The sequence below is a fragment of the Lysinibacillus sp. EB106-09-02-XG168 genome (assembly GCF_058791475.1).
In genome coordinates, this window is sequence record NZ_JBYTDN010000003.1 from 3875702 (window position 1) to 3900381 (window position 24680).

The 24680-nt window shown below is 37.3% G+C and carries 28 protein-coding genes; 8 read left to right on the forward strand and 20 right to left on the reverse strand.

Going from position 1 to position 24680, the window contains the following annotated elements:
* Nucleotides 1–169: 169 nt before the first annotated feature.
* From cysI to AC3WSO_RS19760, 7 genes are all read right to left on the reverse strand, one after another.
* A complete protein-coding gene (gene cysI / locus AC3WSO_RS19730; protein WP_492533126.1) occupies nucleotides 170–1891 on the reverse strand; it encodes an assimilatory sulfite reductase (NADPH) hemoprotein subunit in 1722 nt (573 codons plus the stop codon).
* A gap of 87 nt (nucleotides 1892–1978) precedes the next feature.
* A complete protein-coding gene (locus AC3WSO_RS19735) occupies nucleotides 1979–3766 on the reverse strand; it encodes an assimilatory sulfite reductase (NADPH) flavoprotein subunit (protein WP_492533127.1) in 1788 nt (595 codons plus the stop codon).
* A 284-nt stretch (nucleotides 3767–4050) separates the two neighbouring features.
* Nucleotides 4051–4200, reverse strand: coding sequence for a YezD family protein (locus AC3WSO_RS19740; protein WP_079561519.1), 150 nt, complete (start codon nucleotides 4198–4200; stop codon nucleotides 4051–4053).
* A complete protein-coding gene (locus AC3WSO_RS19745; protein WP_492533128.1) occupies nucleotides 4200–4940 on the reverse strand; it encodes a sirohydrochlorin chelatase in 741 nt (246 codons plus the stop codon). The genes AC3WSO_RS19740 and AC3WSO_RS19745 overlap by 1 nt, the downstream gene beginning before the upstream one ends.
* 12 nt (nucleotides 4941–4952) lie before the next feature.
* Nucleotides 4953–5729, reverse strand: coding sequence for a uroporphyrinogen-III C-methyltransferase (gene cobA / locus AC3WSO_RS19750; RefSeq protein ID WP_492533129.1), 777 nt, complete (start codon nucleotides 5727–5729; stop codon nucleotides 4953–4955).
* Nucleotides 5730–6006: 277 nt separating this feature from the next.
* Nucleotides 6007–6213 (reverse strand): uroporphyrin-III methyltransferase, encoded by a 207-nt coding sequence (locus tag AC3WSO_RS19755; RefSeq protein WP_197144264.1) that lies wholly within the window; start codon nucleotides 6211–6213, stop codon nucleotides 6007–6009.
* A gap of 67 nt (nucleotides 6214–6280) precedes the next feature.
* Nucleotides 6281–7789, reverse strand: a complete 1509-nt coding sequence (locus AC3WSO_RS19760; protein ID WP_492533131.1) for a leucyl aminopeptidase — start codon at nucleotides 7787–7789, stop codon at nucleotides 6281–6283.
* A gap of 113 nt (nucleotides 7790–7902) precedes the next feature.
* Here AC3WSO_RS19760 and AC3WSO_RS19765 point away from each other — a divergent pair, with 113 nt between their 5' ends.
* Nucleotides 7903–8385, forward strand: coding sequence for a divergent PAP2 family protein (locus AC3WSO_RS19765; protein ID WP_323648097.1), 483 nt, complete (start codon nucleotides 7903–7905; stop codon nucleotides 8383–8385).
* A gap of 180 nt (nucleotides 8386–8565) precedes the next feature.
* Here the strand turns inward: AC3WSO_RS19765 and AC3WSO_RS19770 are convergent, their stop codons facing one another.
* The 6 genes from AC3WSO_RS19770 to AC3WSO_RS19795 all read right to left on the reverse strand — a co-directional run bounded on the left by AC3WSO_RS19770 (nucleotide 8566) and on the right by AC3WSO_RS19795 (nucleotide 15019).
* Entirely contained in the window at nucleotides 8566–8895 is a 330-nt protein-coding gene (locus tag AC3WSO_RS19770) for a YuiB family protein (RefSeq protein ID WP_079561513.1), read from the reverse strand.
* Between the two features lie 434 nt (nucleotides 8896–9329).
* A complete protein-coding gene (locus AC3WSO_RS19775) occupies nucleotides 9330–11123 on the reverse strand; it encodes a carbon starvation CstA family protein (RefSeq protein WP_492533132.1) in 1794 nt (597 codons plus the stop codon).
* Nucleotides 11124–11241: 118 nt separating this feature from the next.
* Nucleotides 11242–11988 (reverse strand): LytR/AlgR family response regulator transcription factor, encoded by a 747-nt coding sequence (locus AC3WSO_RS19780; protein ID WP_492533134.1) that lies wholly within the window; start codon nucleotides 11986–11988, stop codon nucleotides 11242–11244.
* Between the two features lie 4 nt (nucleotides 11989–11992).
* On the reverse strand, nucleotides 11993–13744 hold the full coding sequence (locus AC3WSO_RS19785) for a LytS/YhcK type 5TM receptor domain-containing protein (RefSeq protein WP_492534424.1): 1752 nt from the start codon (nucleotides 13742–13744) through the stop codon (nucleotides 11993–11995).
* A 23-nt stretch (nucleotides 13745–13767) separates the two neighbouring features.
* The gene (locus AC3WSO_RS19790; RefSeq protein WP_492533135.1) at nucleotides 13768–14265 is read right to left on the reverse strand and encodes an NUDIX hydrolase; all 498 of its coding nucleotides are present in this window, start codon (nucleotides 14263–14265) and stop codon (nucleotides 13768–13770) included.
* Between the two features lie 295 nt (nucleotides 14266–14560).
* Nucleotides 14561–15019, reverse strand: coding sequence for a MarR family winged helix-turn-helix transcriptional regulator (locus AC3WSO_RS19795; protein ID WP_492533137.1), 459 nt, complete (start codon nucleotides 15017–15019; stop codon nucleotides 14561–14563).
* A 130-nt stretch (nucleotides 15020–15149) separates the two neighbouring features.
* On the opposite strand from AC3WSO_RS19795, the gene AC3WSO_RS19800 reads away from it, so the two are divergent.
* The 3 genes from AC3WSO_RS19800 (at nucleotide 15150) to AC3WSO_RS19810 (ending at nucleotide 17228) form a co-directional block, all read left to right on the forward strand.
* Nucleotides 15150–15641: a CarD family transcriptional regulator gene (locus AC3WSO_RS19800; RefSeq protein WP_492533138.1), complete on the forward strand. Its 492-nt coding sequence runs from the start codon at nucleotides 15150–15152 to the stop codon at nucleotides 15639–15641.
* A gap of 746 nt (nucleotides 15642–16387) precedes the next feature.
* The gene (locus AC3WSO_RS19805) at nucleotides 16388–16810 is read left to right on the forward strand and encodes an NUDIX hydrolase (RefSeq protein WP_492533140.1); all 423 of its coding nucleotides are present in this window, start codon (nucleotides 16388–16390) and stop codon (nucleotides 16808–16810) included.
* Between the two features lie 13 nt (nucleotides 16811–16823).
* Nucleotides 16824–17228 (forward strand): NUDIX hydrolase, encoded by a 405-nt coding sequence (locus tag AC3WSO_RS19810; protein WP_492533141.1) that lies wholly within the window; start codon nucleotides 16824–16826, stop codon nucleotides 17226–17228.
* Nucleotides 17229–17486: 258 nt separating this feature from the next.
* On the opposite strand, the gene AC3WSO_RS19815 is transcribed toward AC3WSO_RS19810, so the two are convergent.
* Entirely contained in the window at nucleotides 17487–17858 is a 372-nt protein-coding gene (locus AC3WSO_RS19815; RefSeq protein WP_492533143.1) for a HesB/IscA family protein, read from the reverse strand.
* A gap of 335 nt (nucleotides 17859–18193) precedes the next feature.
* Here AC3WSO_RS19815 and AC3WSO_RS19820 point away from each other — a divergent pair, with 335 nt between their 5' ends.
* On the forward strand, nucleotides 18194–18886 hold the full coding sequence (locus AC3WSO_RS19820; protein WP_492533144.1) for a DUF2225 domain-containing protein: 693 nt from the start codon (nucleotides 18194–18196) through the stop codon (nucleotides 18884–18886).
* A gap of 47 nt (nucleotides 18887–18933) precedes the next feature.
* On the opposite strand, the gene AC3WSO_RS19825 is transcribed toward AC3WSO_RS19820, so the two are convergent.
* A complete protein-coding gene (locus AC3WSO_RS19825) occupies nucleotides 18934–19170 on the reverse strand; it encodes a NifU family protein (RefSeq protein WP_010857481.1) in 237 nt (78 codons plus the stop codon).
* A gap of 83 nt (nucleotides 19171–19253) precedes the next feature.
* Here AC3WSO_RS19825 and AC3WSO_RS19830 point away from each other — a divergent pair, with 83 nt between their 5' ends.
* Nucleotides 19254–19589: a YuzD family protein gene (locus AC3WSO_RS19830; RefSeq protein ID WP_492533145.1), complete on the forward strand. Its 336-nt coding sequence runs from the start codon at nucleotides 19254–19256 to the stop codon at nucleotides 19587–19589.
* A 104-nt stretch (nucleotides 19590–19693) separates the two neighbouring features.
* Here the strand turns inward: AC3WSO_RS19830 and AC3WSO_RS19835 are convergent, their stop codons facing one another.
* Nucleotides 19694–20758, reverse strand: coding sequence for an NAD(P)/FAD-dependent oxidoreductase (locus tag AC3WSO_RS19835; RefSeq protein ID WP_492533146.1), 1065 nt, complete (start codon nucleotides 20756–20758; stop codon nucleotides 19694–19696).
* A 352-nt stretch (nucleotides 20759–21110) separates the two neighbouring features.
* On the opposite strand from AC3WSO_RS19835, the gene AC3WSO_RS19840 reads away from it, so the two are divergent.
* Entirely contained in the window at nucleotides 21111–21347 is a 237-nt protein-coding gene (locus AC3WSO_RS19840) for a YuzB family protein (RefSeq protein ID WP_492533147.1), read from the forward strand.
* A gap of 211 nt (nucleotides 21348–21558) precedes the next feature.
* Here the strand turns inward: AC3WSO_RS19840 and AC3WSO_RS19845 are convergent, their stop codons facing one another.
* A complete protein-coding gene (locus AC3WSO_RS19845; protein WP_492533148.1) occupies nucleotides 21559–22311 on the reverse strand; it encodes a TIGR01457 family HAD-type hydrolase in 753 nt (250 codons plus the stop codon).
* Complete coding sequence (locus tag AC3WSO_RS19850; RefSeq protein ID WP_492533150.1) at nucleotides 22308–22760, reverse strand: DUF86 domain-containing protein; 453 nt, start codon at nucleotides 22758–22760, stop codon at nucleotides 22308–22310. The genes AC3WSO_RS19845 and AC3WSO_RS19850 overlap by 4 nt, the downstream gene beginning before the upstream one ends.
* Nucleotides 22761–22848: 88 nt before the next feature.
* Here AC3WSO_RS19850 and AC3WSO_RS19855 point away from each other — a divergent pair, with 88 nt between their 5' ends.
* Nucleotides 22849–23115: a DUF3055 domain-containing protein gene (locus AC3WSO_RS19855; RefSeq protein WP_079561497.1), complete on the forward strand. Its 267-nt coding sequence runs from the start codon at nucleotides 22849–22851 to the stop codon at nucleotides 23113–23115.
* Between the two features lie 444 nt (nucleotides 23116–23559).
* Here AC3WSO_RS19855 and AC3WSO_RS19860 read toward each other — a convergent pair whose 3' ends face one another.
* Both AC3WSO_RS19860 and AC3WSO_RS19865 read right to left on the reverse strand, forming a co-directional pair.
* Entirely contained in the window at nucleotides 23560–23754 is a 195-nt protein-coding gene (locus tag AC3WSO_RS19860) for a hypothetical protein (protein WP_492533151.1), read from the reverse strand.
* A gap of 64 nt (nucleotides 23755–23818) precedes the next feature.
* The gene (locus tag AC3WSO_RS19865) at nucleotides 23819–24346 is read right to left on the reverse strand and encodes a D-glycero-alpha-D-manno-heptose-1,7-bisphosphate 7-phosphatase (protein WP_492533152.1); all 528 of its coding nucleotides are present in this window, start codon (nucleotides 24344–24346) and stop codon (nucleotides 23819–23821) included.
* Nucleotides 24347–24680: the final 334 nt, after the last annotated feature.

The window sequence follows — 24680 nt, forward strand, 5'->3', positions numbered from 1 at the left end:
CACGTCTCTTAGTGTTGGTGTCATATTAAATAAAGTATGGCTCTTCAGCAATGTATCAACCACTCGTTTTGTTGAAAAGACTTAATATATGGCATCTTAGTTCCTAACACACTAGTGTTTCAACAACATAAGCCCTGTAGCAGAGAAAGTATGCTACAGGGCTATTATATTATTTATGATGAAAATCTCGTCCGTCGTACACAGCTGTTACATAACCCGCACGAATAACAAAGTCACCGAAATGCTCGCCATCTAGACGTTCCTTCGCATAGTGAAGCAGGATTGGACGAAGCTCCGCTAATATCTCCTCCTCACCTATATTTTCACGATATATTTTATTGAGACGATCACCAGTAAAACTTGCTCCTAAATACATATTATACTTCCCTGGACCTTTACCGATAAACCCAATCTCAGCCATTGCTGCACGCGAGCAACCATTCGGACAGCCTGACATGCGAATAACAATTTCTGTATCATTTAAGCCTGCTTCATCGATGATTGTTTCAATTTTTGTAATTAGAGAAGGCAGGTAACGCTCGGCTTCTGCCATAGCTAAACCACATGTTGGTAATGATACGCAAGCAATCGAATTTCGGCGCAATGCAGAATAGTGCGCTCCATCTGTAAGGTTATATTGCTCAATAATAGCGGCAATTTTTTTCTTCTTTTGCGGCGTTACATTACTAATCATTAAATTTTGGTTTGGCGTTAAGCGGAAATCACCTGTATGCACTTTCGCTATTTCACGTAATCCTGTTAAAAGCTCATAATTTTCAAAGTCTTTAATACGACCATTTTGAATAAATAATGTATAATGCCATTGACCTTCTGCACCTTTAATCCAACCAAACTCATCACCCGTGCGATTAAAAGTAAATGGGCGGGCCTCTTGGATAGTCCAACCTAGACGACGAGTTAGTTCTTCGTTAAACCATTCAAGTCCTCTTGCATCAATTGTATATTTAAAACGTGCATTTTTTCGCACCGAACGATTCCCATAATCGCGCTGAATCGTAATAATTTTCTCCGCTGTTTCCAGCAGTTTATCAGGTGTGATAAAGCCAATTATGCGAGCAAGCTGTGGATATGTTTCATGATCGCCATGTGTCATGCCCATTCCTCCACCAACAGCTACGTTAAAGCCTACTAGTCTACCATCCTCCACAATTGCAATCAGCCCTATATCTTGTGAGAATACGTCCACATCATTACTTGGTGGAATCGCAATACCAATTTTAAATTTCCGTGGCAAATATTGCGCACCGTATATAGGTTCAACTTCTTCATCCTGACTATCAACTACCTTTTCGCCATCTAGCCATAGTTCATGGTAAGCTCTTGTTCTAGGTAGTAAATGCTCACTTAATTTGGCAGACCAATTATAGATTTCCTCATGTAATGCAGATTGATTTGGATTCACATTACACATCACATTACGATTAACATCTCCGCAGGCTGCAAGAGAATCTAATAACACCTCATTAATTTCCTGCATATATTTTTTAACATTCCATTTTAAAATGCCATGCACTTGAAATGCCTGACGTGTCGTTAATTTTAAGGAGCCATTACCATACTTTCTCGCCATTTCATCCATTACTAGCCATTGTGCTGAAGTTGCTGCTCCGCCCGGTGTACGTACACGCACCATAAATTGATAGGCAGGCTCAAGCTTTTGACGCTGACGTTCATTCCTAAGATCACGGTCGTCTTGTAAGTAACTACCATGGAATTTCATTAGACGGTTATCATCCTCTGGAATACCTGAACTTAATGGATTGTTCATCGTACGCTCTAATGTTCCGCGTAGATAATTACTATCGCTTTTAATACGCTCTACATCACTAGGCTTCCCCGATTGTGGAGGTAAAATAATTTTCCCTGTCATTTGTTATCGCTCCTTTAATCAAATATGCCTCGGCATAAATGTAGCTGTCGCTTTGCTTTCGCTACATAAAAAATTTGCCGAAAGAAGTTAATAAACGTCACGTTGATAGCGTTTTTGCTGTTTTAGCTCATTAACAAAGGCTTTAGCTTCCTCTGGCGTTTTTTGTCCCTGTTGTTCAATAACGCGACGGATTGTTGCATCAACATCAGCCGCCATCGACTCTTTATCGCCACAGACGTAAATGACAGCACCTTGCTCTAGCCATTCATAAAAAGCAACAGCATTTTCCTCAATTTTATGTTGAACATATATTTTTCTATCTGTATCACGTGAAAAAGCGACATGCAATTGACTTAGTGTGCCTGAAGATAGCCAACGTTGCCAATCTGTTTGATAAAGAAAGTCTGTGACAAAGTGTTGATCGCCAAAGATTAGCCAAGCTTTCCCTCCGATTCCTAATTCCTCACGCTCCTCTAAAAATGCACGGTACGGGGCGACACCTGTTCCAGCACCAATCATAATAATCGGTGTATCCTCCTGCTCTGGTAGTCTAAAGTTCGGATTTTTATGAACATATACCGGTAATGTGTCTCCAATTTGAATACGCTCTGCTACGCTTCCTGAGCAAACGCCAAGACGTTGACGTCCATTCGTCTCATAACTTACTTTCCCAATTGTTAAATGTACCTCTTCACTATTTGCTTTTTGACTACTAGCTATGGAATATAGACGTGCTGGAATTTTACGTAGTAAATCTACAAATTGCTGCGCATCCCATATAAATGGTGCAAAGTCTTCCACAACGTCAAGTATATCTCTTCCTTTTGAATAATCCTTCCAAGAATTCGAGCCTTCAAGTATCTTTGTAAATTCCTGATGTACCGTATAAACACTAATTTTTTTTAATAATGGCTTAGACAGCACTGTAATTTCTAATTTTTTTTGTAATGCTTCTTTTAATGACAATGTTTCTTCAAAGACGTTTACCTCAGTTTGTGGATCAAACTGTAACGCTGTGATTAAAGCATCGACTAGCTTTTCATCATTTTCCGGTTGAATACCGATACTATCTCCTGGTTCGAAATGGAAACTCGCACCTTCGATGGATAATTCAATATGGCGTGTTTCTTTATTTGATCCGCGACCGTTTAAATTAATGTTTTCAAGTACTTCTGCATAAAACGGATTTTTACGAGAATATGTAGAGTCTCCTTGTGCTGTTTTATTTTGTGTAGTCGTTATATCAGCTACATTCGTCTGTTGCAGCAACTCCTGCTGAACAGCTGAGAACCATTGTGCTGCAGTGTCATCATAATCTACATCACAATCTGTGCGAGGTACGATTCGAGTTGCTCCTAACTTTGCAAACTGTTCATCAAAATCCTTTCCTGTTTTACAGAAAAATTCATAGGAGCTATCTCCTAAGGCTAGCACCGAATAATAAAGCTGCTCTAACTTTGGAGCACGTTTGCTATGCAAAAATTCGTAGAACTGTATCGCTTGATCAGGTGGATCCCCTTCCCCATGTGTACTAACAATGAGTAAAAGATTTGTTACCTTTTTTAAATTATTTGGTTTAAATGTTGCTAACGACGAAATTGTTACGTCCACATCATTATCTTTCAAAGCTGAGGCATATTTTTCAGCTAACCCCTGACTATTGCCAGTTTGTGAACCATATAAAATCGTTACTGTTTTGGTGATTGTTTTTACTATCGGCGTTACTTCTTCGACAACAGGATCAATAGTTACTAGAGGTGCACTTAAAAAACCGTTTAACCAAATCCTCTGTTCTCCTGTTAGTTTAGGGAGCAGCTCATTTAACAGCTTTACCTGCTCCTCATTAAATGGACTGTTTACTACTTGCAGTTTCAACCTTGCCACCTCACGTATTCGTATCATTTTCTTCTCTTAATAATTTATCTGACAAAACGATTGCTGAAAGAAGTTAAAATTACACGTGTGTTGATTAACCTTTTTTATCCAAATTAATTAGAGGGCTCTGATTTCCGCTACGGGCTACTCGCTTTCCTGCGGGAGTCGAGTAGCCCTACGCTATAATCAGTTAAAATGGGCATATATGAGCAAATTAGCAACAAAAAATTCTTTTATTGCTCAATAATAAACCTATTTTTCCCTAATCAACACGCCAGTTTAAATCATCGAAGTCGTATTTTCTCCTTCTTTTCTATTTGGACCACATAGGAATTTTGCACAATCAATGTAATCGATCCGTGGTTCACTGTATTTAAAATTTGGCGGACATTATCTAATGCTAGATTTACATTTTCAGTCCTTTTATCTACCATTACAAAACACCTTCTTTAGTAAGTTTTAATAATTGATAAATACGTTCCACTAAAACTTTCCTTACATTGTCGTCATAGCCTAAACTTTCACATAAAATAACGTTCTTATTCTCATAATCTTGTAATAGCCTTGTTATGCTTTGGCGCAAGATCCCCGTAAACAACAAATACGGCACTATAAATACTTGATTGCCCCTTTTCTTCTCTTGTTGTAACCAATCTTCAAACGTAGGGCCCATGCCATATAGAAAGCACGTGTCTACAGCTTCATAAGCGTATTTATCACGTAATCTTGTTGCAATTTTGGCTAAATCACTCTTTACTGCAGGATCACTACTCCCACGACCTATAAGTAAAACACTTGCATCGCTAGACGGGCACCTTGCTTCTAAAATTCTAGTCTGTAATGTATCAATTAATAATTCATGGACACCAAGTGGTTCACCGTATGTAAATCGCACTTGTGGATACTGTTCTTTTGCTTTATCAATCTCACTTGGAATATCGTGCTTTGCATGCTGAGCGGCAAGCAATAAAATAGGCACGATCGCTATTGCTGTAGCGCCTTGGTTAATACAGCTTGCAATCCCTTCAGCAATTGTCGGAGTCGCGAGTTCTAAAAAACTAATTTCTTGAATCGGTATTTCAATCTCTTGTTGTACGCTCTTCAGAAAGGTAACGGCTTGCTCCACTCCCGCCTTTACTCTACTTCCATGAGCGATATATAAAATGGCTTGCATAAACCCACATCCTTACACAGAAACTTCTGCTAACTGTGGCTGCGGAATGTTTTGCTCAAACCATTGAATTGTTTCCCTCAAAGTAACAACTTTTCCTACTACAATTATGCTTGGATTTTGAATATTTTCTCGCTGAACTAGTTCTTCAATATTAGCTAAAGTCCCTGTGACTGTTTTTTGTTGAGAAAATGTACCCCAATGGATGAGCGCTATTGGTGTTTCCTTATCTCGCCCATACTTGAGCAGCTGCTGACGGATATAGGAAAGGTTACCGACCCCCATATAAATAGCAATCGTATCAATCCCTTTTACAAGACTTTCCCATTGGATTCCATCATCCTTGCCCTCTCTCATATGCCCAGTGACCATCGCAAAACTTGAGCCTAGGTCACGATGTGTAACAGGGATTCCCGCATATGCCGGTGCCGCTATCCCTGAAGTGATGCCAGGCACTATTTCAAATGGAATATTTTTCCGTGCTAGCACCTCTGCTTCCTCAGCTCCTCTTCCAAAAACAAATGGATCGCCTCCCTTTAATCTCGTCACAATCAATCCTTGCTGTGCATAGCTGACAAGTGCTTGATTAATTTGCTCTTGAATCATGGCGTGCCTCTGAGGTAGCTTACCGCAAAAGATGAGCTTAGCCTCTCGTTTAGCATAGGATAGTAGGGTCTTATTAATGAGTCTGTCATACAAGATGACATCAGCACATTCGATACACCTTAATCCTTTTACTGTGATAAGATCAACATCACCAGGTCCAGCACCCACTATAAAAACTTTCCCCATTTGATTTCACTCCCTTTCGTTTTTCCTTAGAGATAAAAAAAAGACTCAAATTATCCATAGGCAAAAGTAATGCCTGTGAATAATAAGAGCCTCTAGTTTACTAGTCAGCTACGTATTTAATTTTAATTCTTACTAATACAATAAGAATAATAAATAATTTAGTATATTCTGTCAACACTTTATTTAATACATAGAAATGATATTTATTTAACCTATTAAAGAAAAAACCAGGTGTCGCTTACTGACATCTGGTTTTTTGAGATCTATTTTATTCGAATTAATATCTACGATGCCCTCCAAACGGTGGACCTGGTCGGAAAAATGGTGGACCTGGCCGGTAAAACGGTGGAAATGGGCGATAGAAAGGCGGATAAAATGGAGATGGACCAAACTGTGATCCAAGAAAACTTCCTAAAAATCCTCCTAAAAATGGCCCACCGATTGGCCAAAAGCCACCTCCTGGATAACCTCCGAAGAATGTCATAAGCTTCCTCCCTTTTTTACTCTATCGTATGTAGGGGGATGCATATATCACACGTCCATCGCCTATTCTATTTTTCTTCTCCTAAACGTTGCACAAAGTTTGCTAGTGTACGTACCATTACACCTGTACCACCTTTTGGACCTAAGTCATGTACAGCCATCGCATCGGACGTCCCTGCAATATCTAAGTGAATCCATGGTGTATCACCAACAAACTCACCCACAAAGCCTCCGCCAAAAATCATGTGACCATCACGACCAGGAGAATTATTCAAATCAGCGACATCTGATTTACGAATTCGTTTCTTATCATTTTCTGTTAAAGGCATACGCCATACAAATTCATCCGTCTCCTGTGAAGCTTCCATGAAAGCTGCAAAAAATTCATCGTCATTAGAAAGTGCACCTGTTTTATCCATGCCAAGTGCTGTAATCACTCCACCTGTTAACGTTGCAACATCAATCAAAGAAGTAGCTCCTTGTTGTTTAGCATATGTAGTAGCGTCTGCCAATACTAAACGTCCTTCCGCATCGGTATTTAACACTTCGACCGTCTTACCACTATACGTCGTGATAACATCATCTGGCTTAAATGCTGTTTCAGATACCATATTATCCGTAGAGCCAATAACAGTTAAGACATTTTTGTTAGGACGTAATTCACCAATAATTTTCATGGCACCTAGCACAGCTGCAGCACCGCCCATATCGCCCTTCATGCCTACCATTGAATCTTTTGGCTTTAAGGAATAGCCACCTGTATCATACGTAACTCCTTTGCCGACAAGACCAATTGGATCATCAAAATTTTCAGTCGCTTTATATTTTAATGTTATTAAACGAGGTTCTTCATGGGAGCCTTGGTTGACACATAAAATACCGCCCATTCCAAGCTCCTCTAATTGTGCTTTATCTAAAATTTCCACTTCAAAATTGTACTCAACTGCAAGGGACTCTGCGTAATTGGCTAAGTCTGTCGCTGTCAGTAAGTTTGGTGGTAAATTAATTAAGCTACGCGCTTCATTTACAGCATTTGCATAAATAGCGCCAACCTCAAAGCTTGCCACCACTTCATCTAAATCATTAGCAGTAGTTACAAGATGAACCTCGTCAATACGTTTATCTACTTCATTTGATGTTGTTTTATAATGAGGAATTGCATAATAACCAAGACCAGTTCCTTCACCAGCTAAAAATGCAACATCTGTTACAGTAATCGACTCTGTCGTAAACGATTCAAGCCAAACGGAATATTCTTTAACCTTTAAGGCCCTTAGTTCCTTCCCAAGCAACCCAAATGCTGCACGAATATCGCTTTCTGTTAAGTCTTTACGGTCATCTAAACCAACAAATAAAATGCGTTTAAGATTTGCGTGGCTCTTCAAGAATGGCAATTTCGTCATTTTTTTTAACGTAGTAGATACATCGCCTGCACTAATCCACGCATCAATGGATTCTCCATAAAATGATGAAAAGCTTGCCCATTCCTGCATTTGCTCACGGTGTTTAGGGACACCTACCACTAACACTTCAGTAGAAATCGTTTCAAATGTTTTTGCTTCTTTTACAATATGCATGTACATTCCTCCATTCAATATTCTATTATACCTAAATTTCAGAAAACGCGTAATATTTGGCTTTTAGAAAATAATGAATGTTATAATAAAAGTAATTATAAGTGAAGGTTGTGATGATCATGAGTTTACTTCAAAATACCCCTTTACTCGTTGCCCTTTTTGCTGTTCTCTTCGCACAGTTTGTAAAAATCCCTATTCATTTTTTAATGACTCGAAAGATTGACTGGGGATTATTTACTTCCACCGGGGGTATGCCTAGTTCACACTCCGCTTCCGTAACAGGACTAACAACCTCTATAGCCTATGAAACAGGATTAGATTCCCCAATTTTTGCCGTAGCCGCTATGTTTTCATTTATCGTCATGTATGATGCGAGTGGAGTACGTTTCCAGGCAGGTCAACATGCAGCAGTATTAAATCAACTACGAAAGGATTTTGAAACACTGCTTCATGATTTAAAAAAATGGCCGCAAATGGATGGCCAAGAAAAAATGGAGGAGCTAAAAACATTACTAGGCCATAAACGGAGCGAGGTATTTTTTGGAGCATTAACGGGAATCTTTATCGCCATCATCACATACCAGTTTATTCTGTAAAAGCAGACACATCCTCATGCCGAGGCTGTGTTTTTTTATTTATCGGAACATTTTTGTGATTTATCGGAAGCATTTCACGGTTTATCGGAAGCTTTTGTGATTTTATCGAAAACTTTTCAAGATTTATCGGAAAAATTCAATAAAAAAATCAGCAGATGCTTGGGCATCTGCTGAAAGAAGTTAAAACATTCGATAACCGCTTTTCCGTAAATAAATCATGACAATTCCCGCAACAATTGAACCAGCAAAGCCACCCGATAAGATGGACACATCAACAAGGTGCAATGCTTGTAACTTATCTAAAAGTGCTGGAAATGCAGAACCTGGCTTGAAAATATAATCTAAAAAGCTTACATCATCGACAATAAAAATAACAACAATTGGATACACGATTGCCATTAACCATGTCATTCGCAGAAGCATATTCAATAAAAATCCAATACCAAAGAACATAACGAAAAATAACAAAATTGAAATGATTAACTGTACTAATGAAACTGGACCATCCATGTATGTATAACCTCCGTTTTCCTCTCATTAGTTTACATGATTACTACAACGCTTTCAATGAACATATCCTTGATTTCGCTTGTTCGTCATATTTAGGAATCATCACCATAACGTATGGTTGATTTCCGTTCCGACTGGGCGCTTTGTTGCTGACGCTTCGCTTTCGCACAGTTAAAACATTTGTTGCTGACGCTTCGCTTTCGCACAGTTAAAACATTTGTTGCTGACGCTTCGCTTTCGCACAGTTAAAACATTTGTTGCTGACGCTTCGCTTTCGCGCATAGCAGAGCTTCCTGGAGTCGCCCAGTCTCCACTCCAATCAACTATATATGGCATATATTCTAACAAATGCAGCTACAACTTTTGATGAGAACCCCAAAAAAAACTATTGAAAACTAGTATACAACTAATTCTCAATAGTTTCTTGCTGTTCATTATGTAGCTGTTTGCGATAATAAAAATTTTGGTGACTTCCATAGCTCTGCCCATTTTTTAATGGCCGCAATAACAATGATAAAGCCTAACATTAACATAATGACAGACAAAATACCATTTAACATATTGTAACCAGCCGCCGCTGAATTCCAATACACATTTTTAATCATCCAAAAGCCGGCTACATTTACAGTGACATATAAATAGGCCAATGGGATAAAGCAAGTTAAGGCGTAGATTCGCTTATCTGCAACTTTTAATACGATTGTTACACCACATACTAAACCGATTGTTGCCATCAACTGATTCGAAACGCCGAATAATACCCAAATTGAACTAATATCTCCTGAATACAATAAGTAGCCCCACATGAAGCATGCAAGTGCACTTGCAAAGATTGTACCCGGAATCCAATTTGTCCGCTTCAGTGGCTTGTATACATTGCCGCCAAAATCTTGGATTAAATAGCGCGCTACACGTGTCCCAGCATCAATAGCCGTTAAAATAAAGACCGCTTCAAACATGATTACGAATTGATAGAAATAAGAAGATAGTTCAGCAAACCAAGGAATTCCTGTAAAAATATCAGTCATCCCAACTGCAAGCGTTACCGCTCCTCCTGTACGTCCTTCTAAATCCATCCCAATACTTTCAGCTAGTGCATGTAAATGAACAGGTTCCATTCCTAATGTAGCAAAGACTGCTGGGGCTGAATTAATCGCGAAATAATCTGCAGGATGAAGGGCTGTTGCTGCAATTAAAGCCATTACACCTACTAAAGACTCTACGAGCATCGCACCAAAACCGACAATGCGAATATCTTCCCAGCGATCAATCATTTTCGGCGTTGTCCCAGAGCCTACAAAAGCATGGAAGCCAGAAATAGCCCCACAGGCAATTGTGATAGAGACGAATGGCCATACTGGACCAGCAATTACAGGACCACCACCATGAATAAACTCCGTAATTGGTGGGAATTGAATAACTGGGTTAACGAAAAAGACACCGATGATTAAAGCAATAAATACACCAATTTTCATGAAACTACTTAAATAATCACGCGGCGCTAATAAGAGCCAAACAGGTAATGCCGCTGCAAAGAATGCATAAATCGGTAAAATAATAGCTAAAGTATCACGGTCAAACGTTAAAAAATCGCCAAATGCTGTTCCTTTAATCATCGGTCCAAGAAATACACCGATCATCAACAAAATAAAGCCAACTGACGATGTAACAATTAAATTCCCTGTTTTACGATAAGCAATACCAACAAGCATAGCTATTGGAATAGTAATCCCTACCGCAAAAGTTCCCCATGGATTTCGCTCTAACGCACCAAGGACAACCATCGATAGCCCGGCCATTGTAATTGTAATTATGAAAAGCATGGCAAGGCCTGTACAGAATCCTGCAATAGGTCCTAATTCCTTCTTCATGACCTCAGATAAAGACTTTCCACCATGGCGCATTGAAGCGAATAACACTACTGCATCATGTACCGCACCACCGATTACCGCACCAATTAGCAGCCAAAGGAGCCCAGGTAAATAGCCAAATTGTGCAGCTAAAATAGGTCCGACTAACGGTCCAGCTGCTGCGATCGCAGCAAAGTGATGCCCAAATGTCACCCATTTATTCGTCGGAACATAGTCTTTACCATCCTCCATAGCGTGTGCTGGGGTGGGCGTATCATCTTTTATCTTAAGTACCTTCTTTGTGAAAAATATGCCATACAAACGATAACTTATCATCAGCACACAAATAGAACCTATCACAATTGTAATAGCATTCATTTTATCACTCCTTTTACTTTTTCCACATCATAGCAAACGAATTAAACAATTATTCACAAAATTCACTAAAACGCAAGAATTCTAAGTTGAAAGGGTGTTTTCTACTGTTGAAATGTAGTTATTTTGATAGCTGAAATATCTTTCGCACATCCTTCATATAAAGTCTGCTGACTGGAATCGAATGCCTATTATGCAAAATCAAATTGTATTTTGAGCTGCTCCATGGCTCAAGCTCTTCAATATGCTCTAAATTGACGATAAATGCCCGATGGACCCGCACAAAGCCTTTTAAAGTAAGTTTATTCTCCAAAGCTGCTAATGACTCTGAAGCAAAATATCTCCCTTTCTCCGTGACAACAATCGTCTTACTATCTTCAGATGTACAATATAAAATTTCCTGCATTTTAATAAGTAAAATCCGATCATTCACATAAACTGTTAATTTATCAAGCTTGTCCAATTGTATATCCTTTAATTTTTCCATTGTCTTAACCTGTGTTGTTCTTCTTTTAGCCACCAGCTTTTCAACAGCACTTTGTACACGCTCTGGCTCAAATGGTTTCAAAATATAATCAAAGGCGTTCACTTCGAATGCCTTCAATGCATATTCATCATAAGCAGTAGCAAAAATAATTTCAGGTTTACGTATGCTTAGTTGCAGCTGTTTTGCCAATTCAAGGCCATTGTTTGCGCCTAGCTGTATATCTAAAAACACACAATGAATCTGCTCAAACTGCGGATCCAACAGTATTCCCTCCAGATCCTCCGATTCACCAATGATCTGAACTAACTTTGTTTGCTCTAATAAAAATCGCAATTCAGCCCTTGCTAACGGTTCATCATCTACAATATAGACATTTAACATTTCTCTACTCCCATCTTGTGGCTTTTAATGGCAACTGTATCATAATTTTTGTGCCAACATCCAACGTACTTGAAATGTGAAAATCTGCATCAGTTCCATAAATTTCATGGATACGCTGATAAATATTCCATAAGGCTGTCCCGGTTCCTTGTTCGGATTGCATGATCGTTTTGCCAAGCTGTTTAACCTGCTCTTTTCTCATCCCACAGCCATTGTCCTCTGTTATCAGTACTAACTTAGTATTGATTCGCTGCACCTTCACGGCAATCTTGCCTTCCTTACGATTTTTAAAGGCATGATAAATGGCATTTTCAACAAGTGGCTGTAAGGTAAATGGGGGGATTTGTACGTCAAACAGTGATTCATCTAAGTGAAACTTCACATCATAACGGTTTGGAAATCTTTTTTGTTCAATCGACAAATAAGCCTCCACGTGGTCAATTTCATTTTTTAACGGAATCAGCATTTGGCGAGCTCCCTGCAAATTACTCCTGAAAAACGTACTAAGCTTTATCAATAGAGCTCTAGCCTCATCAGCATCTGTTCGGATCAGACTTGAAATAGTATTGAGACTATTAAAAAAGAAATGAGGATGAACCTGTGCTTGTAACGCTTTAATCTCGGCATCCTTTAATAGCTTTCTTTGCTGCTCAATTTCAGCATATTCAAGCTGCGAGGAAAATAGTCGACTGAGACCCTCAGCTAGCTCCTTTTTCGCCCCTGTTAATGAAGAAACATTGATAAAATATAGCTTTAAAGTACCTACCGTTTTATGCTGTACTTTTAATGGTAAGACAATTGCAGCACTTAGCGGACAATCTTCATGTGGACAATTGATTTCTTTTGCGGACGTCGCTGTAATTATTCGTCCTTCTACTAATACTCTCTTCGTTAAAGCTGTTATTATTTCTTGATGAATGACGTGATGATCCTCGCCTACTCCTACATGTGCTAAAATTCCATTTGTATCTGTAATCGCAACTGCATCAACCTTAATCTCTCTTTTAATAATCTCCGCAACCGTTCGGCATGAATCTTCATTTAACCCTTTACGGAAATGTTCGATTGTTTGTTGCGCAATAGAAAAGGCTTGATGTGTTTGTAATGCTTTTGTGCGCTCTTCCTCATCAATAAACGTCTTAATAATAATGAAAAATATTAAAATCCCAAGGGCATTCATAATAATCATTGGTAGCGCGATTAAAGAAACTAATTGCAAAGCTTGTTCAAAAGGCTTTGCTATTAGTAAAATAACAATCATTTGTAATGTCTCTGCACAAATTCCGATCATAACAGCCTTTTTATAGGAGAAGGTTTGACGTATTTTTAATTGCCTACTTAAACTACCTGTTATGAATCCCGCTAGTATAGTCGAAACACCACAGGCAACCGCTGTAAAACCGCCGAGAGTAATACGATGAATCCCCGCAATAATCCCCACACTAACGCCAACAAGTGGCCCACCAAAAATACCCGCAATTGCTACGCCAATTAGCCTCGTATTCGCAATTGCCTCCTCTGCATTTATAGTGCTATGTATCATTTGATTTAAAGGATAAATAGTACCACCTTCGATTTTTATCCCTGTATAGCTGCTCACTATACTTAGAGCACTAAAAATGATAATGAGCCAAGATTTTTCCTGAACCCCTTGATCCTGAAAGAGCATGCCCCGAAAGAAGCGCCACCTTGACATTAAAAAGGCAAACACAATGATTAGCCCTACACGCTCTAACATAAACAAAAAAAGCTCCATCATAGGCCCCCTCCCCTGTCGCTCTATTTTTTAAAGAACAATTTATAAGAGGAATAACCAAAGACATCTCCTGGATTTATACCTTCTATCCCCTCTAATTGGTGCTTTTCAAATTGGTTAGATGCCATTTCCTTTAACATCACTGATGTCATCTCATCTTGAGCTAGCTCCTTTGGATACATCCATTTCGCCTCTAATAATTCTTTTTCCTGAAGACAAATCTTCTGTTGCTCATCTTTCATCCGACAATAAAATATCGCCATATTATCACTAATGTCACCACGAATCACACCCGTTCGAAAACCAATTAAGCCTGATACATAGCAATCAATCCCCGTTTCTTCTTTTAATTCACGAACAACAGCCTCATCTACCGTTTCACCAGCATTGACAAAACCAGCTGGCAACGACCATCTTCCCTTTAATCCGCTATAGGCCTTTTTAACAACTAGCCATTGGCCTACCTCATTTACGGTTACCCCCGCAACGCCCAACCAAACTTTTCCTCTATCTTTTTTCATATTCTTCACCTCTATATCACTATTATAACGGCCTATTTTCTATATACAGAAGTATTTATTCAGAATTTTATGGTTACTCCACATCTCGATTATAAAATACATATGTACGCCAATTTTGAAAAAGAGTCGCACCGATACAAATGACAGGACCATCACCATAATGTGTAGTTAATTTCGCCTTAGCGTTATTGCCGCTGACGCTTTGCTTTCGCTACCAAAAACACTTGCTGAAAGAAGTTAAAAAGCAACTAAAAATAGAGTACTTCGTTAGCACCACAGACGAGATCAACGAATATTATGCTTCCAATTGCTCCATATTCCAATTAAGCTTTAATATATTTTTTAAATTGTTTACTTGATCTTCTCCTATAGTATTAATTAGTTGTTGTTCAATATCAGCTTTATAACATTCGTTCTTTTCAAAACATTCTTGACCAAATTCAGTCATACGAATTGCTTTATGTTTTTTACTATGTTCGACATCAGTAACCTTCACTAATCCTTTTGCTTCCAAACTTTTTATAAATTTATGGGTTGCTTGTCTTGTAAATTCAACACCCTTAGCAACGTCTGAAATCATAAATTGTTTATTATAAATTATCCCCAAAATACACCATTCAGAGTTAGAAATATAAATATTATGATGCTTATTCCACTTCTCTTCAGCAAGTCGTCGAAGTAGTTCGTGACGTTCGTTCAACAAGTCAATTACATCTCGATTCTGCAATTCGTCCTTCAACTGTTTCACCTTCATTCCCTATTTTTCGTTACTAATATACAAAAAAATAACTGCAATCGTCAATCAAGTTGACAAAATTCTTATAATTGCTTACAATTAATTTAGTCAACTAAGTTGACAATATAGTTTGTTGGAGGGAATATACATGTACAATGTTGGCGATGTAGTCATTTATTCATCACATGGACTTTGTTCTATTAAAGATATTTGTGAACAAACCTTTAACGACATTACAAAAACATATTACGTTTTACAACCACTAAATGAACCACAATTAGTTATTCGTACCCCTATTGACAATTCAAAAAAACACCTAAGAGACATTATTAAAAAAGAAGAAGCGCTCAATATTTTACATTCATTCACATCACCTGGCGTAGAATGGATTGAACAAAACACTCATCGATCAAGATTTTATCTAGAAATATTTAAATCCGGTAATCGCCAAAAACAAGCAAACCTTTTAAACACATTGTTACGAAAAAAGATTGAATATAGTGCTAGTGAAAAAAAATTCCCTAACCAAGAAGAGAAATTACTGCAATCTTTACAAGAGAACATTTTTTCAGAGTTCTCCGTAGCTCTTAATAAATCATCAGATGAAATTTATGATTATGTATTAACACAGCTTCACTAGCAGTGAGATATTGGTACACTAATAGGGCCACGATTCGAAATATCGTGGCCTTATTTTTCATTTAAAAAGAAATACAAAAAGGTTCTGCTCCATTTTCTAAAATATCGAAAAAATCGTTACCATTCTTATTGTTTAGGCTTTCCCTGTACCATTCATTAGAATGAATTTTTAATGTGAATCAACGAACATAGCATAGCCTGTGGCAAATGATAAGGTAATACTCATTACATTATTTTACCAGAAAATAGAATTCTGAATAGTAGTTGTAATACATAAGAATTTCGAGGTATCGATTAATTGAAGAGAGGCATTTTTACAAGCATTATATATAGTTGTTTTTGTAGGTATGATCATTACATTATTTATTACGTATAAGGATATTGAAAGTGTATTTGCAACTAAGTTTATATTGTATTATTTAATTTTTCTTGTTTTATTCATTATTTATATAGTAACCGTAACAATAATAAATTTTAGAAAGCTAAATAAGAAGAATAAAAGAAAAAGGTTCTTTTTTATTATAATTAGTTTCATTAATTAACTTTCAGATTTGCAAGTCCTTTTGTTATACCCTAAAACGGTTGAAGGCTCGTTGAAAAATTAAGCTCACTCCAATGAAAAGTAAAAGAGATTAAACTTTCCCCATGGTAAAGTTTAATCTCTTTTACTACACATTTGCTAAATTACATTTTACTATGTTATTTTTATATAGACAGAATTTTCAGTTTTGTAAAGGGGCGTTAGATTTGTTTATTGTCAATGTTGAAGGAGCCATAAGAAAAGATGATAAGTGGATCATTATTGAGAGAAGTAAAAAAGAAGAACATGCCGGTGGATTACTTTCACTTGTTGGCGGAAAAGTAGAGATTGAAGGAAATTCATCAAATATATTAGAAAAAACTTTGAAAAGAGAAATTTTCGAAGAAATTGGTATTACGATTAAAGAGAATTTGAAATATATACATAGTACTTCATTTGTAACAGATAAAGGTGAAAACGTTGTTAATGTTATTTTCCTTTGTGAATATGAATCAGGTGATTTTTTTGTTAAACAACCTGAAGAAGTAGAAAAAATATTTTTGTTATCAATGGAAGAAATACTTAACAACCCTCAAGCACCTGTATTTTTAAAAGAATATATCAAATATGCGGAATTAGTACTGTTCTAAAGTAGGTGTCATAATGGAAGAAATAAAAGTAGCAGTGAAAGGTGTTTTGATAAAAAATAATAAAATGTTAATTGTGAAGCGCTCTTCTTTTAATGAAACAGGAGCAGGCACATGGGAAAGCGTTGGTGGTGTTTTAGAATTCGGAGAAACATTTGATGTCGCTTTAAAACGAGAATTTCTTGAAGAGGTTGGTTTAACTATTAGCGTAACGACGCATCTTTTTTCTACGACCTTTTCAACTCATAAAACACGACAAATTGTACTTCTTACATTTCTTTGTGAATGTCAGAATGATGATATATCTCTTTCGGATGAACATGAGCAATTTATGTGGGCTACTAAAGAAGAATCGATGGAATTATTACCTAACGCAATAATTCATGATTATAAAAAACATAATGTTTTTGAGTTACTTTAAAGTGCGCATTCGTTGTTACTTATTATAGTTGGATATTCCTTGCTCATTGCCATTTTACCTTAGTTGTTCGTTTCTTCTTTTTTAAAACCATATTAAAAAGCCTCCTCAATTTGTTATGTTTTCGCAACATACAAATTAAAAAGGCCTGGTATCAAATCCTAAATGCCTCATTAGGGTTGTATTTACACATTTGAATTTTGTACACAGTAATTTCTACTGTTAATTACAACTCTACTTCAACATTTAGACATTTACTTTTTAATCACAAATCTCAGGCGTACCTTCACGTTTTGCTGTTTTGAAAGACGTGCCACAGCCACATGATGCGATAGCATTTGGATTATCGATCGTGAAGCCACCGCCCATTAGCGATTGTTTATAGTCAATTTTTGTTCCCATTAAAATCGGCGCATCTTCACGGGAAACAAGAATTGTTAAACCATGTTGTACATCTTCAATATCTTCTTCTTTTTTCTCATGATCAAAATGCATACCGTATGATAGGCCACTGCATCCGCCACCATTAACAACTACACGTAAAAACGCACCTTGCTCTTCATTGTGCTCCACCATTTCATTAATATGAAAGACAGCCGCTTCAGTAACTTCAATTACTTGCTTACTTGTCATCCCAATCACCTTCCTTCTTAATTATTATCATATCAATTTTGACTATTGTATGACAAACATTCAGCTCCAAGAGGATTTTAGTACATTACCAAAAGTTAAGGATGACATTTAGTAAAACGTATGCTAAGTAGTTGATTGAAGAGAAGTCAGAGCTGACCTGATCACTTCTCGTGGAAAGCGCCCAGTCGGAAAGGTAATCAACCTCACAGATCATAACAAACCTGATTATTAGTAAAAATTCTAATATTTTTCACATTAATAGTATTTTTTATTCATGTTTATATAATTTACATTGGTATAATAGTTGTAATTAATCGAAGAAAGAGGTATCAAATATGGAGATTTCACCTTACTACGAAAAAAAAACTCAATGTCTTCATTGCAAAAAAGAATTTCCTACATTAAAAGTACGCTCTAAATTCATTAAAGTAGATCATACAGAAACAGATTTTCAACCTATTTATGCAGACGGTGTAAATGCCCTTTATTATAATGTATTCGTTTGTGAACATTGCGGCTTTTCTTTTACAGAAGATTTTTCAAAATATTTTGCCCCTGGCACGCAAGACGAAATTCGCACACAAATTACTGAAAAGTGGGTGCATCATGATTTTAAGGGAGAACGTACTGTCTTCCAAGCGATACAAGCTTATAAATTAGCGTTTCTTTGCGGTACGATTAAAAAAGAAAAATTTGTCGCTATAGCTGGACTTACATTACGTCTTTCATGGCTATATCGTTCACTTAAAAACGAAGGGCAAGAGAAACGTTTTATGACAATGGCCCGAGATTACTATATGGATTCATATTCAACTGAGGATTACAGCTCAACGCAAATGTCTGATGTACGAATTATGTATATGATTGCAGAACTATCACGACGTATCGGTGATATAGAGAATGCTACACGCTTCTTTTCAAAGGTTATTGAAAAGCAAAGTATAGGTGGAGAGGCAAAGATCATTGATATGGCTAAGGAACAGTGGGCTATTATTCGAGAAGAAAAAGAACATACTCGACAAATGTAAGAAAAAAAGTTCTAGCTTGAATGAATCAGCTAGAACTTTTTTAGTCATTAGAATACTTGCTCCACTTCAATAATACCTGGTACTTCTTCTAATAATGCGCGTTCGATACCAGCTTTAAGTGTGATTGTTGAACTTGGGCAACTACCACATGCACCTAGTAAACGTAATTTTACAATGCCGTCTTCTACATCTACTAATTCACAGTCTCCACCGTCACGTAGTAAGAATGGGCGTAATTTATCTAATACCTCTTGAACTTGATCGTTAATTGTTGCTTCTGCCATTTGTCTCGACTCCTTTCCTTATAATGATTATAATGTTAGCAACAGAAAAAATCCAATATTGAATCACGAGGAGTGGAAATGCTATGAGTCAAACGAAACCACAGATTGAAATTTACGGAACAGAGGTAATTTGCGCTAGCTGTGTTAATGCACCATCTTCAAAAGATACATATGAATGGCTACAAGCAGCCATAGATCGAAAATATCCAAACCAAGGATATGATATTCGATATATCGATATAGAAGGACCAATTGAGAATGAGCGCGATCAAGATTATGCTGCTCGCATTCAAGATGATGAATTTTTTTATCCGCTTGTCCTTATAAATAATGAAGTAGTGGGCGAAGGCTATGTGCAACTAAAGCCTATATTTACTGCACTTGAAAAGCTAGGTTTCACGCCAGATGAAACTGTTTAATCCAAGCATAAAGCGTAGTGACAGCTGCAATTATGTCGAGGCATAATTGATAGAAAAAATAAGGGATTGTTTCGAAATAAATTTCGAAGCAATCCCTTTTTAATTTAATCATTTTGACGTTTGTAGTACCATAATAGTCCTGATTTCATTAAGCGTGCGATACGTCCTGTTACTGTTGTATCTGCTAAATAAACAAAGCCTTGTTTTTTACCAAGCGCTCCCATGAACCCTTTTAACTTGATATCAGGCATTTTTTCAGGTAAGTTTTCGCCTTTCCAACGCATGCGAAGTACTTTTACGATTTGTTCTGCTTGTTCCTCTGCTAACTGCGCAGTTGGAGGTAATTCTGAAGCAGCACAGTCACCTACAATATATACATTCTCGTCATCAAGAAGATTGAAATATTGTGTTACAAGAGGACGACCTTGTTTATCTTTCTCAACTTCCAAATCACGAACAATTTTGACTGGTTGTACACCAGCAGTCCATACTACAGTATCGAGTACAATTTCTTCATCGTGATTGTAAATTTTACCTTGTTCGATTTTTGTAATATTTGAATTGGCAATCACTTCAACATCATGCTTTACGAACCAGTCTTTTACATATTTACTTAGCTTTTCTGGGAAGTCCTTTAAAATACGTGGACCACGGTCGAATAACTTTATTTTTAAATCTGAACGGCTTTCACGTAGCTCACTTGCAAGCTCAATACCACTTAAGCCCGCTCCTACAATTCCGACTGAAGAGCCTGCTGGTAAACCACAAAGTGCTTGGAATGTTGAACGTGATTTCGCCATTGTCTGAATGCTATATGTGTACTCCTCTGCACCTGGTACACCATGATATTTATCCTCACAGCCAAGACCAACTACTAAATCTTCATATTCAATACGTTGTCCATCTTCTAGAATGACTACTTTTTCCGCACGATTAATTTCAACAACTTCTCCGTATACAGCCGTTAAACGTTCATGCTCCGGGAAGCATACACGAATTTCTTTATCTGTTGCAGTCCCTGCTGCTAATGCGTAAAATTCTGTTTTTAAACTATGGAAAGGGGCTCTGTCTACTATCACAACTTCTTTATCTAATGGAAGGTTTGGTAATAGTCGAAGCATGACACGCATATTGCCGTAGCCGCCACCTAAAAGTACTAATTTTCCCATAATAGTCTCCTTTTATGTCTCTTATATTAATTGTTCACAAAGTATCCACAAACGAGTATAACCGATTGTGAGAAGTTTCACAATATCATAATGCAATTTTGTGAAAGATTTCACAAAACAAATGATAACTTGCCTTTTTCGAACGGCTTTTGAATGATTACTGCTTTGACAATTTGTCGCTATTGCCCAAATCCCTTTCATCACTTTTGCAAAGATAGTTTATCACTGTAGCGAGCATCATTTTGTATCCATCCAGCTTTAGCACTGAATATGGGCTTTTATCTCACGGCCAACTCAAATTATTGACGAATGTTTTAAAAGCGAGTAGCATTACCTTGGTGAGGTGACACGTATGAATCCAATGGTTGAATTTTGTATAAGTAATTTAGCAAACGGCTCTCAAAAAACATATGAAGTACTAGAACGCGATCCGAACATTGACGTTTTGGAATATGGCTGCCTTAGTTACTGTACAAAATGTTCAGAATCATTTTATGCAATCGTCAATGGTGAATTAGTTGAAGCTGATTCTCCTGAAGAGTTAACGAATGCAATTTATCAATTTATCGAAGAAAATCCGTTATGGTAATGAAGGCTTAATACCCCATTCAAATAATGTTGAACCGCTTACTATTAAATTTGAACATATAAAAAGGATGTTATGCCAAAAAAATCGACATAAGCATCCTTTTTTTATGTTTGAACTTTTTATACGGATATTTGGACAGCAATTGAAAAGTAACTATAAACCCGAATTCATCTCACACTTATAGAAAATGTGAGACTTCAGATGAACGAAATTAAATTAATGCTTCTACCACATAAGTAGGTTGCTGTTCCTTCTCAAGTACAACCTTTGAAGGTGTAACACCTGTATTTACATGGATTGTGTCACAGCCAAAACGAATCCCACACATAATATCTGTGTCGTAATTATCGCCAATCATCACCATTTCATCTTTCATAAAGCCATGCTCTGTTGCAATGACTTCAAGCATTGCAGGAGATGGTTTACCGATATAGAGTGGCTCAACGTCTGCAACCTCACCTACTAATCGGGCAAATGACCCATTACCAGGGAGAAATCCATGTTCTGTTGGGAATTTAATATCTTGATTCGTAGCTATAAACGTTGCCCCATTTTGCACAGCAATCGTTGCCTTCGCAAGTGCCATATAATCTAGATTTCGATCAATCCCCATAACAAATACCTCTGGCTCATCCTCGGTAGGTTCAATGCCTTCATTAAATAACGCCCTACGAATACCATCAGAACCTAACATGGCTACCTTTTTGCCAGGGAAATTCAAGGCTACATATTTCGCTGTAACTAATGCACTAGAGTAAATATGATCTAATGGTGCATTCACACCTATAGCGTTTAAAGCTTCCTGCAGCTGCTCTCTTGTCTTAGAAGAATTGTTTGTTACGTAAAATGGCTCAATTCCAGCTTGTTGTAACTGATGTATAAAAGTTATTGCAGAAGGAATTCCATCCTTTCCACGGTACACTGTCCCATCTAAATCAAAGCAATAGGCCTTGTAGGTTTTCATTGATGATCCTCTGGTAAGAACGCTGAAACAGGGCCAAGTTCATTTGTTAAATAACTATTCACAGCTGGTGAGAATTGTTTTAATGCTGGTAAAGTAGCTGTTAATACATTCACAACTTCCTGAACATCTACATCTGTAAATTCACGAACAAGCATTTTACGTAAGCCAACTACTGCTTTTAATGGTTCTTCCATTTCAGTAGATACGACTTTTTCATCGATTAAAATATCAATAATATCCTCATAGCTTCCTGGATCACGCATAATGAAGCCGTCAATCATTAAATTTCCAACATCCATCATTGACTCCATCACATTGTGACCAATTCGCTCGATTGCTAATTCCTTAATATCGTTTTCTAGCCAGCTATTTTCTGACTCTAAAATACCTAATAGCCCATCTAAGTACTGTAAGTTTTTTGTGATTTTATTACGATCTACAAAATACACAAGGAAAGCCCCCATTCAAATCTTTAAAAGTTGATAGTCATTTCTCTTCTATAGTACCATATCTATAGGACTGGAAGGAGATTAAAAGATGGAACGTTTTTTTTTATATGATGATGTAGAAGATACAAAAACACGCTTTGTTAGTTTTGCTGGGGAAAAGTTACGTTATGATTTAGCCATTTTGCAATCGGGTCGTTTCTTTGGGAAAGTGCTTGTCATGGACATCCAATTTGGACGCTTTGCAATAATCGGTCCAGATGATGTAGAAGAGCCTGGCTATCTTGAACACGTTTATAATCGCACTGAAGAAGAGACAGTCGAGCTACGAGAATATTTACGTGAATTATTAAATTAACACCATTCAAATTCGTGTTTCAGCTTGTCAACAAAAGAAGTGTATACGAACAAGGGTTGATTTCCACTCCGAGTTGGGGCTTTCAGCGCAAGCTCATCCCGCAGGAGTCGCCACTCTCCGTGAGAAATCAACGGTTCCTCATCATTAGAATGAGTCGACAAGCTGAACATAAAAAGTGTTATATAATTATAATGAAATGAGCTTGAATTAATAACACGCCATGGAAGAAAACGAGACTGGCGTGGTTTCACAATACAGTAAAAGGGTTTTTCTATATTCTACAAATTAGGTGTTTCTTGTGCCTATCATAATGGAAATTAAGAATTAAATACAAAAAAATTCCGCTTTTCTACAGACATAAGGATATACTTTACGCACTGTACAACAGAAAGAAGGCGGAATTTCTTTTGTAAGAATCTTATTGAGGAGCATTGTATCGTGCCCCTACTTTTCATTATTTATAGTAGCAGGATTATCCTTATTGTGAGGCTTGTCTTTGTTTTCATTATTGTTTTGTTTTTTGGCTTGTTGATTTTGCCCAATTACTCCTAAATCATCAACACTAATATCAAAGCCAAATCCATATTCTTCTCGATCTAACGATTTTTTATTTTCTTTAGTCAAATTATTCACCTCCAATAAATAAATTATCCTTTTTCAAATGATTTATACGCTTTTTCTTTCTATCTCAACAACACTAGCTTTAAGCTGTTGCATCCTTAATAATCCAATCAGCAGCACTAATTAAATCTGGAAAAACCGCATCTGCCAGCGGATCTTTTGCACCTAAAAATACTCCCTTAGTTCCCGCTCTTTTACCTGCTATTATATCTGTATCCGTATCTCCCACCATATAGGATTTTGCCATGTCTATATTATATTTTTCACCAAGATCAACGATTAATTTACTCTTGGGCTTACGACAGGCACAGCCCGACTTTGGTTTATGTGGACAATATACGACTTCTTGAATAGCGGCCCCTTCCTTCTTCAATTCTTTTACCATATGCTCATGTATTTTTTGTAGCTGCGTTTCTTTCATAAACCCCAATCCAACGCCACCTTGATTGGTTACTACAAAAATATAGTCAAAGTATTTATTCAATTTTTTTATTGCTTCCGGAACATGCGGTAGGAAATAAAGTTCATTAGGTTTATTTACAAATTTAACGCGATCCGTTAATACTTCATTGATGACCCCATCACGGTCCAAAAATACAGCTTTTTTCATCTAAACAACACACACCTTTAATATAAAATAAGTAGGTTGCTATAAAAGCCAAGTATACAGGCTCATTTCCATAGCGTGAGGTTGATTTCCGCTCCGACTGGGCGCTTTGTTGCTGCTGTCGCTTTGCTTTCGCACAGTTAAAACATTTGTTGCTGTCGCTTCGCTTTCGCACAGAGCTTCCTGGGGGCGTCCGATGAGCCGCTTGGGGCAACAGATGTTTTTGCGCGAAAGCATAGTGCCAACGTAGCGACAGCAGAGAGTTTTGTTTGTGCGAAAGCGCAGCGACAGCACGATGTTGGTCACGAAGGAGTTATCACAGGATGTGATGCTTTTA

Coding starts and splice junctions, on each gene's coding strand:
- AC3WSO_RS19835 (WP_492533146.1), bottom strand. CDS start 20,758: ATGGGAAAATTAGTACTTTTAGGTGGCGGCTACGGCAATATGCGTGTC.
- AC3WSO_RS19825 (WP_010857481.1), bottom strand. CDS start 19,170: ATGGCAGAAGCAACAATTAACGATCAAGTTCAAGAGGTATTAGATAAA.
- AC3WSO_RS19795 (WP_492533137.1), bottom strand. CDS start 15,019: ATGAAGGTGAAACAGTTGAAGGACGAATTGCAGAATCGAGATGTAATT.
- AC3WSO_RS19780 (WP_492533134.1), bottom strand. CDS start 11,988: ATGTTAAATGTCTATATTGTAGATGATGAACCGTTAGCAAGGGCTGAA.
- AC3WSO_RS19755 (WP_197144264.1), bottom strand. CDS start 6,213: ATGACATTCTTCGGAGGTTATCCAGGAGGTGGCTTTTGGCCAATCGGT.
- cysI (WP_492533126.1), bottom strand. CDS start 1,891: ATGACAGGGAAAATTATTTTACCTCCACAATCGGGGAAGCCTAGTGAT.
- AC3WSO_RS19865 (WP_492533152.1), bottom strand. CDS start 24,346: ATGAAAAAAGCTGTATTTTTGGACCGTGATGGGGTCATCAATGAAGTA.
- AC3WSO_RS19760 (WP_492533131.1), bottom strand. CDS start 7,789: ATGCATATTGTAAAAGAAGCAAAAACATTTGAAACGATTTCTACTGAA.
- AC3WSO_RS19740 (WP_079561519.1), bottom strand. CDS start 4,200: ATGGTAGATAAAAGGACTGAAAATGTAAATCTAGCATTAGATAATGTC.
- AC3WSO_RS19810 (WP_492533141.1), top strand. CDS start 16,824: ATGGAAGAAATAAAAGTAGCAGTGAAAGGTGTTTTGATAAAAAATAAT.
- AC3WSO_RS19830 (WP_492533145.1), top strand. CDS start 19,254: ATGAGTCAAACGAAACCACAGATTGAAATTTACGGAACAGAGGTAATT.
- cobA (WP_492533129.1), bottom strand. CDS start 5,729: ATGGGGAAAGTTTTTATAGTGGGTGCTGGACCTGGTGATGTTGATCTT.
- AC3WSO_RS19815 (WP_492533143.1), bottom strand. CDS start 17,858: ATGACAAGTAAGCAAGTAATTGAAGTTACTGAAGCGGCTGTCTTTCAT.
- AC3WSO_RS19855 (WP_079561497.1), top strand. CDS start 22,849: ATGGAACGTTTTTTTTTATATGATGATGTAGAAGATACAAAAACACGC.
- AC3WSO_RS19785 (WP_492534424.1), bottom strand. CDS start 13,744: ATGGAGCTTTTTTTGTTTATGTTAGAGCGTGTAGGGCTAATCATTGTG.
- AC3WSO_RS19765 (WP_323648097.1), top strand. CDS start 7,903: ATGATCATGAGTTTACTTCAAAATACCCCTTTACTCGTTGCCCTTTTT.
- AC3WSO_RS19790 (WP_492533135.1), bottom strand. CDS start 14,265: ATGAAAAAAGATAGAGGAAAAGTTTGGTTGGGCGTTGCGGGGGTAACC.
- AC3WSO_RS19800 (WP_492533138.1), top strand. CDS start 15,150: ATGTACAATGTTGGCGATGTAGTCATTTATTCATCACATGGACTTTGT.
- AC3WSO_RS19745 (WP_492533128.1), bottom strand. CDS start 4,940: ATGCAAGCCATTTTATATATCGCTCATGGAAGTAGAGTAAAGGCGGGA.
- AC3WSO_RS19770 (WP_079561513.1), bottom strand. CDS start 8,895: ATGGATGGTCCAGTTTCATTAGTACAGTTAATCATTTCAATTTTGTTA.
- AC3WSO_RS19820 (WP_492533144.1), top strand. CDS start 18,194: ATGGAGATTTCACCTTACTACGAAAAAAAAACTCAATGTCTTCATTGC.
- AC3WSO_RS19775 (WP_492533132.1), bottom strand. CDS start 11,123: ATGAATGCTATTACAATTGTGATAGGTTCTATTTGTGTGCTGATGATA.
- AC3WSO_RS19840 (WP_492533147.1), top strand. CDS start 21,111: ATGAATCCAATGGTTGAATTTTGTATAAGTAATTTAGCAAACGGCTCT.
- AC3WSO_RS19845 (WP_492533148.1), bottom strand. CDS start 22,311: ATGAAAACCTACAAGGCCTATTGCTTTGATTTAGATGGGACAGTGTAC.